Origin of the sequence: Pseudomonas sp. PA-5-4B, from assembly GCF_021606215.1 — a bacterium.
Lineage (GTDB): Bacteria > Pseudomonadota > Gammaproteobacteria > Pseudomonadales > Pseudomonadaceae > Aquipseudomonas > Aquipseudomonas edaphica.
In genome coordinates, this window is record NZ_WKDB01000067.1 from 25,684 (window position 1) to 34,238 (window position 8,555).

An 8,555-nucleotide genomic window follows, 5' to 3' on the forward strand; every position below is an offset into this window, starting at 1 on the left:
GAGCTTATCGATATGCTCAACCACTGGCCGCCCCTCGGCACCCTGCGCGGCTTTGAAGCCGCCGCCCGGCTAGGCAGTTTCCACAAGGCTGCCGAAGAACTGCACCTGACCCAATCGGCGATCAGCCAGCAGATCCGCAGCCTGGAGGCTTACCTGGAGCAGCCGCTGTTTTTACGCAGCGGGCGCAGCGTGAGCCTCACCGACGCAGGTTATGACTTCCTCAGCACCACCCAGGCGCTGCTGCAACAACTGGCGGTGGGCGTGCGACGCCTGGGGCAGTACCGCAAACCCAATCAACTGGTGCTCAACACCACGCCGACCTTTGCTCGTCACTGGCTGCTGCCACGCCTGGCGGACTTTCGTCAGCGGCACCCGGAGGTAGACCTGTGGATCTTCAGCACCGATGAAGTGCCTGACATGGCCAGCCAGACCATCGACCTGGCCGTGCGTGACGACATCAGCTCCCAGGCCGAATGCAGCTTCAAGGTGCTGCATGCCGACCGCCTGTTTCCGGCTTGCCATCCCAAGCTGCTGTCTGTGCCTGCGGCGCAGCGCACCACGTTGCACGGCGAGCGAGAGATGGACTGGAGCCATTGGGCCGTGGAGGCCGGTATTGATGTGGGCCAACAGGACCAAGGGCTGAATTTTTCCGATCCAGGTTTACTGCTGGATGCCGTGTGCATCGGGCTGGGCATCGGCCTGGTCAGCCAACTGCTGAGCCGCCAGGCCCAGGCCGATGGTTTGCTCACGCCGCTGGTCGAAGCCACCATTCGCGGTCCCAGTTGGGCGCTGTTGACCCACCGTGACAGTGAAAACGACCCACTGGCCCGCAGCTTTACCGAATGGCTGCTGATGCGTTTGCAGATAGACCCGACATGAGCGACAGACTTGAAGACATCCTCACCGAGCACTTGAACGTGGTGTTCTGCGGCATCAACCCCGGCAAAGGCTCCGCCTCCTTGGGCCTGCACTTCGCCAACCGCAGCAACCGCTTCTGGCGCACGTTGCACCTGGCCGGCTTCACGCCCCATGAAATTCACCCCGAAGAGGGGCGCACCTTGCTCGACTACCACTGCGGCCTGACCACACTGGTGGAGCGTCCGACGGCGAGTGCGGGGGAATTGGCGCGGCATGAATTCAACGACGCCGCGGTTGCGTTTGAGCAAAAAATCCGCCGCTGGCAGCCACGCTTCGTGGCCTTTCTGGGCAAGGTCGGTTATAGCGCCGTGTCCGGCCAACGCGAGGTTGCCTGGGGGTTGCAGCCGCTGTTGTTGGGCGGCGCAGCGGTATGGGTGTTGCCCAACCCCAGCGGGCGCAATTTGGCGTTCAACCTGGAGCAGTTAGTGGATGCCTATCAGCAACTGCGCAAGGCCATTGCGCAGGACAATCATGTGCCCTTAATCTCCTGATCCCATCACCTGAAAGCAACGGAGGCTTCATGAAACTGATAGGCATGCTTGACTCGCCTTACGTACGCCGCGTGGCAATTTCCCTGGACCTGTACGGCGTGGCGTTTGAACATCAGTCGGTGTCGGTGTTCAGCACCTTCGAGCAGTTCCACGCGATCAACCCGGTGGTCAAGGCGCCGACCCTGGTGCTGGACGACGGCACCTTGCTGATGGACTCCAGCCTGATCCTGGATTATTTCGAAGCCCAGGCCCCCACCGACAAGAAGCTGCTGGCAAAAGCGCCTGGCGCCCGCGCCCACGAACTGCACCTGCTCGGGCTGGCCCTGGCGGCCTGCGAGAAAACCGTGCAGATCGTCTATGAGGACAATCTGCGCCCGGCAGAAAAACGCCATGAACCGTGGGTCGAGCGCGTGACCGGGCAACTGCTGGCGGCCTATTCGCTGCTGGAAAAACACCTGGCTCAGACCACTGAGGGGCCGCTGACCCAGGCTGCACTGACCACGGCAGTCGCTTGGTCGTTCACCCAACTCAAACTGCCGTCGGTGCTCGACCCCAAGGCATTCCCCAACCTGCAACGTCACGCCGACCGGCTGGAACAGCACCCGGCGTTCAAGCGCTACCCCATCGAGTAACAGGCCTAGACCCAGCCGCCATCCACAATAAAGTTCTGCGCCGAACACATCGCCGAGGCATCGGAGGCGAGAAACAACGCCATATTGGCGATGTGTTCCGGCAGTACGCTGCCGGGCAGGCACTGGCTGCGGCTGATCAGCTCCTTGGCCGCATCATCGACCCACATTGCCAACTGTTTTTCGGTCATGACCCAACCGGGCACCAGGGTGTTCACGCGAATATGGTTCGGCCCCAGCTCACGTGCCAGGGCGCGGGTCATGCCATGGGCAGCCGCCTTGCTGGCGGCGTACACCGGGTAGCCAGCAGACGCCATCATCCACCCCACCGAGCCCAGGTTGATGATCGCCCCGCCACCAGCGCGTTTCATCATCGGCACCACGGCCTTGGCAGCAAAGAACGCGTGCTTGAGGTTGACCGCGATCAGCCTGTCGAACATCGCCGAATCGACTTCTTCCAGGGTGTGACGCACATCGTTGGCCGCGTTATTGACCAGTACGGTGATCGGCCCCAACGAGTGCTCAAAGCGTTCGATCGCCGCTTTATAGGCGATTTCATCGGTGATGTCGCAACACACGAACTCAACCTTGTAGCCCTGGGAATGCAGCAGCGCGGCCAGCCGCTCACCCTGGCTTTGCGCCCGGTCCACAAAACCCACCTTGGCGCCCTGCGCGGCGAACGCGCGCACCAGGAATTCGCCGATGCCTGAGGCACCACCGGAAACCAGAACGGTCTTACCCTCAAGGTCGGGGTAAACAGCCTGCTGAGTGGTCATATAAAGGTTGCCTCACTTAATTAGTCTTATTTTATTTTGCAAACAGGCCGTAAAAGGCTATAAATCTGCTGCTGCAACGACAAAATATCGCACATTAGTAGAACTATTCCACTGAAAACAACAAAAGGAAGTTCGACCATGAAGCACCCTCGTCACCTGCTTTCCGGCCTCGCCTTGTCCCTGCTGATTGCCAGCGGCGGCGCCCAGGCTGCGGGCCTCACCAGCGAACACAAACCCTTCGGTAAAACCAATGACGGCACCGCCGTCGAGCAGTACATCTTGCGCAACAGCCACGGCATGCAAGCCACGGTGATCACCTACGGCGGCGTGTTGCAGTCACTGCACGTGCCGGATAAAAACGGCAAGGTCGATGACGTGGTACTGGGTTTTGATGACGTGCAGGGCTATCAGAGCGGCACGGCCTTTTTTGGCGCGACCATCGGGCGCTTCGGCAACCGCCTGGCGGGCGGTGCGTTTGAGCTTGATGGCAAGCGCTATCAGGTGCCGCTCAACGACGGGCCAAATTCGCTGCACGGCGGCGCCCAGGGGTTTGACAAGCACGTTTGGCAAGCCGAACCCGTCAAGGGCAAGGACTCGGTCGGCGTCAAGCTCAGCTACCTGTCCAAGGACGGTGAAATGGGCTTCCCTGGCAACCTTAAAACCGAGGTCACCTACAGCCTCAACGATAACAACGAACTGCATATCGACTACAAAGCCAGCACCGACAAACCCACCGTGCTCAACCTCACCAACCACAGCTATTTCAACCTGGCGGGCGCGGGCAATGGCGACATTCTCAAGCAGGTCGCGACCTTGCATGCCAGCCATTACACACCGGTGAATGCCACCCTGATTCCGACCGGCGAGCTGGCACCGGTCAAGGGCACGCCGATGGACTTTCTCAAACCCACGCCGATCGGCCAGCACATCAAGGACGAGCATCCGCAGCTCAAATTTGCCGAGCCGAAACAAGGCGGGTTTGACTTCAACTGGGCGCTCGACACCCAGGGCGATATCAAGCAACTCGCCGCCGAAGTTCATGACCCTGCTTCTGGCCGGCGCTTGAAGCTCTATACCAGCGAGCCTGGGGTGCAGTTCTACACCAGTAACTTTCTCGATGGCACGGTGAAGGGCAAAGGCGGCAAGACGTATCAGCACTGGAGTGCTTTTACCCTCGAAACCCAGCATTTTCCTGATGCGCCCAACCAACCCAAATTTGCTTCGACTCGGTTGAATCCTGGGCAGACTTATAGCCAGAACACTGTGCTCAAGTTTTCTGCCGACTGAGTGTTGGTGCAACCGGGGTGCAGGAGCCGGCCCTCGCGACAGGCACCCCGGTTTTTCCTTGTGACCGGGGAGTGCCGGGGCAGTTTGAAGTCTTGGGCTGGCTCAGGGTTGCTGAGTACATATCCGTTGCTGCGGTAACGGCGGCCTATGGTTCCGCTCTTACAGCGGCTCACTTTTTGAAGGACCAAAAAGTAAGCAAAAAGTCCTCGCCCCAACACTCGGTGCCTCGCTGTGGCTCGGCATGCCCGCAATCCGACACTGATTTGGGGGGCCGCCGCCACGCGCCATCCATGGCGCGGGGCGGCTAAACCGGCATCCCTGCCGGTTTACCCCCCAAATCACTGTCAGATTCCGGCCATCGTGTTTAACGGGGCGATTTCAGATCAAGATCAAAAGCGCAGATCAAAAGACCGCTGACTTCGTCATCGAAAAGGATGTAAGAGCCGGAGCAACAGCAACAGCAACAGCAACAGCAACAGCAGAGCCATACTCGGTCAAAGGTGGGAGCTGGCTTGCCTGCGATGGCATCAACTCGGTGTACCTGAAGCACCGAGGTGTCTGCATCGCAGGCAAGCCAGCTCCCACAGAAAAGCAGATCCCAGGTGTATGCAAATCCGCTTTTCGCTTTTGATCTAACCACTCAGGTCGGCTTTCAGGCCGCCGTGCTGTAGATCTTGATCTTGATCTGCTTTTGATCTGAGGCGCCCCGTTAACCACGATGGCCGAACGCAGGCTTGAATCCGTGGGTAACCCGGCAGGACGCCGGGTTAGCCGCGCTGGGCCAAGGATGGCCCATCGCGGCGGCCCACGGATTCAAGCCGGAGTGCGGGCATGCCGAGCCTAGGCGAGGCACCGAGTGGTGGGGCACAGACCTTTTGGTTACTTTTGGGGCGTTTGCCAAAAGTGACCCGCTGTAAGAGCGGAACCATAAGCCGCCGTTACCCAAATAACGGATATACACGCCGACAAACCGCCACCAAAAGCCAATCAATCCCGCGCCAGCGCCTCAATCGGGTCCAACCGCGCCGCATTCCGTGCCGGCACAAAACCAAACACAATCCCGATCAACGTCGAACACGCAAACGCCGTCACAATCGACCCCACGGAAAACACCATCTCCCACTCCTTCACAAACAGCGAAAACAGATACCCAATGGCGTAAGACAACGAAATCCCAATAACCCCGCCGATCAAACACACCATCACCGCCTCCACCAGAAACTGCTGGCGAATATCCGACTGCCGCGCCCCCACCGCCATGCGAATCCCAATCTCACGGGTGCGCTCAGTGACCGACACCAGCATGATATTCATCACCCCAATCCCCCCCACCAACAACGAAATCACCGCAATCAGCGACAACAGCAGCGCCAGGGAGCGGCTGGTTTTCTGCACCGTCTGCATGATGCTATCAAGGTTATTGGTGAAAAAATCCTTGGTCCCATGCCGCTGCAGCATCAGCTTGTTAACGTTGTCTTCCACCACCTTGCTCGGCTGCCCATCCTTGATACGCACGGTAATGCTGTCCAGATGCCGCTGCCCCAACAGCCGCCCCGCCGCCGTTTCATAAGGTACCCACACGTTCAACGCCTTACTGGCAGCGAACATGTTTTTATTGTCAGCCGTCACCCCGATCACCGTACACGGCAGGTTCCCAACCAGGATCACCTGCCCCAGCGGGTCCACGTTCGGCCCGAACAGGCGATGCCGAGTGTTGTGGTCAATCACCACCACCTGCGCCTGACGCCGCGCATCACTTTCACTGAAGGCAATCCCGGCTTCGAGCTTGAGCCCCTTCACTTTGAAATACCGATCACTGACGCCATTCACCTGCGCATCCAGGTCGATATTGCCAAAGCGCAGCAACAGGTTGCGCCCTACCACCGGCGTGGCGCTGTCGACGTAATACAGTTGATTCAACGCCTCCACATCCGACGGCATCAACGTCTCGATGGCCGACGCACGACTGTCGCCGAAACTGGTGCCGGAAAAGATATCGATGGTGTTGCTGCCAATCGCCTGGATGTCCTTGAGCACATAACGCTTGGCCCCCTCGCCGATCGCTGAAATCGACACCACCGAGGTAATGCCGATGACAATACCCAGCATGGTCAGCAAGGTACGCATGCGATGGGAAATCAGCGCGACCCAGGCCATATTGAAGGCCTCCTTGAACAACCCCAGGCTCGCCACCAGGCGCCGAGCGCCGCTGCGCTTGGGCTCAATCGGCGCTTCGCTGGGCAACTCCAGCCCCACACTGTCATTGGACTTGTCGCTGACTATTTCACCATCGCACACCTCGACAATCCGCTGGGCGTTCGCCGCCACCTTGGGGTCGTGGGTGACGATAATCACCGTGTGCCCGGCCGCGTGCAGCTCGGCGAGGATGCGCATCACCTCCTTGCCGCTGTGGGTGTCGAGGGCGCCGGTGGGCTCGTCGGCGAGGATCACCTCACCGCCATTCATCAAGGCCCGGGCGATACTTACGCGCTGTTGCTGGCCACCGGAGAGCTGGCTCGGGCGGTGGGTGGTGTGCCCCGCCAGGCCCAGGCGCGTGAGCAGGTCGCGCGCCCGGCTGTGCCGTTGGCTCTCGGGCGTACCGGCGTAGATCGCCGGCATTTCCACGTTATGCAAGGCGCTCAAGTGCGCGAGCAAATGGTAGCGCTGGAAGATAAACCCGAAGTAATCCCGGCGCAGTTCCGCCAACTGTTCATCGCCCAGCGAGCGGGTCTCGATGCCGTTGATCTTGTAGCTGCCGGCGGTGGCGTAGTCCAGGCCGCCGAGGATATTCATCAAGGTGGATTTGCCCGAACCCGAGGCACCGATGATCGCGACCATTTCGCCGGCATGAATCGTCAGGTCGATGCCCTTGAGTGCGATGAACTCGCGCTCGCCGGCCATGAAACTGCGGGTAATGCCCTTGAGCTCCAACAGGGGTTGGGTCATGGCTCAGTTCCCCGCCACAGCTGGGCTGGCGTCGCCGATCACGACTTTGTCGCCCTCGGCCAGGCCCTCCAGGATCTGCACCTTGACGTTGTTATTGATGCCGGTTTTCACATCCCGCGACAGCGCCTTGCCCTTGGCGTCCAGCACCCGTAACGGGTAAGTGCCGTCGTTATTGCGCGCACCAAGCGCCGCCACCGGCACTATCAAGGCCGCCTGGGCAGTGTCGAGCACAATACGCACTTGGGCGGTCATGGCGATGCGCAGACGATGGTCCGGGTTAGGCACGTCGAACAGCGCGTTGTAAAACACCGCGGTGTTCTGCTTGGGCGTACCGGCGGTCTGGGTTTCGAGGAAGTTCTGTGGCGCCGGCTCCGTGCCACGCAACTTGGCGTAGTAGCGCTTGTCGGCTTCACCCAGGATGGTGAAATACACCTGCTGGCCGGGGCTGATATGGATCACATCGGCCTCCGACACCTGGGCCTTGACGGTCATGGTGTCCAGGTCGGCCAGCTTGAGCAGCACCGGCGCCAACTGGTTGGCGATCACGGTCTGGCCTTCCTGCGTGACGATGCCGACTACATCGCCGTCAATGGGCGCGACGATGCGTGTGTACGCCAGATTGACCTTGGCGGTATCGATCTGGATATGCGCGCTTTTGATCTGCGCATCCAGCGACAACAGGTTGGCCTGTTGCACCTGGAAAGTGGACTCGGCGTCTTCAAAATCCTGGCGCGATACCGACTCATCCACCTGCAAGCCCTTGTAGCGTTCATACACCGACTTGGCCTGCTTGAGCTGCGCCGCCGTGGCACGGCGCTGGGCCTGCAGGTTTTCCTCATCCACCTGGGCCTTGCGCAAGGTGTTCTGCAGGATCAGCGGGTCGATTTCGGCCAGCCACTGGCCCTTCTTCACCTTGTCGCCGACCTTGACCTTGAGCGACTTCAACTGCCCCGACACCTGCGCGCCGACATCGACCTGCTTGATGCCCTCGAGCAAACCGGTGGCCAACACCGCATTCTCAATATCACCGCGCTCAGCCGTGGCAGTGAGGTACTGCGGCGCATCGGCAGGTGCCTGCACCGTGTACACCACCAGGCCAATGGCAACAGCCAACACCGCGAGCATTCCAATTTTGCGAAACTTAGACTTTTCCATAAATGACCATAAAAAGATGAAGAGGGCCTAAAACGGCACGGTCCAGTGTGGGAGCTGGCTTGCCTGCGATAGCATCAACTCGGTGTGACTGATGTACCGAGGTGTCTGCATCGCAGGCAAGCCAGCTCCCACAGAAAAGCAGATCCCAGGTATATGCAACTCCGCTTTTCGCTTTTGATCTAACCACTCAGGTCGGCTACTAGGCCGCCGTGCTCTGCTTTTGATCTTGATCTGAGGCGCCCCGTTAACCACGATGGCCGAACGCAGGCTTGAATCCGTGGGTAACCCGGCAGGACGCCGGGTTAGCCGCGCTGGGCCAAGGATGGCCCATCGCGGCGGCCCACGGATTCAAG

7 protein-coding genes are annotated in these 8,555 nt (G+C 60.0%); 4 read left to right on the forward strand and 3 right to left on the reverse strand.

The genetic code is table 11. The features are described from left to right. Positions 1-12 precede the first annotated feature (12 nt). The 3 genes from GIW28_RS24990 to GIW28_RS25000 are packed head-to-tail and all read left to right on the forward strand — an operon-like array spanning position 13 to position 2,041. Positions 13-879 (forward strand): LysR substrate-binding domain-containing protein, encoded by an 867-nt coding sequence (locus GIW28_RS24990; protein WP_236447690.1) that lies wholly within the window; start codon positions 13-15, stop codon positions 877-879. Then, entirely contained in the window at positions 876-1,409 is a 534-nt protein-coding gene (gene mug / locus GIW28_RS24995; protein WP_236447689.1) for a G/U mismatch-specific DNA glycosylase, read from the forward strand. The genes GIW28_RS24990 and mug overlap by 4 nt, the downstream gene beginning before the upstream one ends. 29 nt (positions 1,410-1,438) lie before the next feature. Continuing rightward, entirely contained in the window at positions 1,439-2,041 is a 603-nt protein-coding gene (locus GIW28_RS25000) for a glutathione S-transferase family protein (protein ID WP_236447688.1), read from the forward strand. Between the two features lie 5 nt (positions 2,042-2,046). On the opposite strand, the gene GIW28_RS25005 is transcribed toward GIW28_RS25000, so the two are convergent. Continuing rightward, complete coding sequence (locus tag GIW28_RS25005) at positions 2,047-2,814, reverse strand: SDR family NAD(P)-dependent oxidoreductase (protein WP_017134567.1); 768 nt, start codon at positions 2,812-2,814, stop codon at positions 2,047-2,049. Positions 2,815-2,952: 138 nt separating this feature from the next. Here GIW28_RS25005 and GIW28_RS25010 point away from each other — a divergent pair, with 138 nt between their 5' ends. After that, on the forward strand, positions 2,953-4,101 hold the full coding sequence (locus GIW28_RS25010; RefSeq protein ID WP_099549151.1) for an aldose epimerase family protein: 1,149 nt from the start codon (positions 2,953-2,955) through the stop codon (positions 4,099-4,101). A gap of 987 nt (positions 4,102-5,088) precedes the next feature. Here GIW28_RS25010 and GIW28_RS25015 read toward each other — a convergent pair. Together GIW28_RS25015 and macA are read right to left on the reverse strand one after the other, a co-directional pair. Next, positions 5,089-7,047, reverse strand: coding sequence for a MacB family efflux pump subunit (locus GIW28_RS25015; RefSeq protein WP_017134517.1), 1,959 nt, complete (start codon positions 7,045-7,047; stop codon positions 5,089-5,091). 3 nt (positions 7,048-7,050) lie between these two features. Then, a complete protein-coding gene (gene macA, locus GIW28_RS25020) occupies positions 7,051-8,202 on the reverse strand; it encodes a macrolide transporter subunit MacA (RefSeq protein ID WP_017134518.1) in 1,152 nt (383 codons plus the stop codon). Between the last annotated feature and the right edge of the window lie 353 nt (positions 8,203-8,555).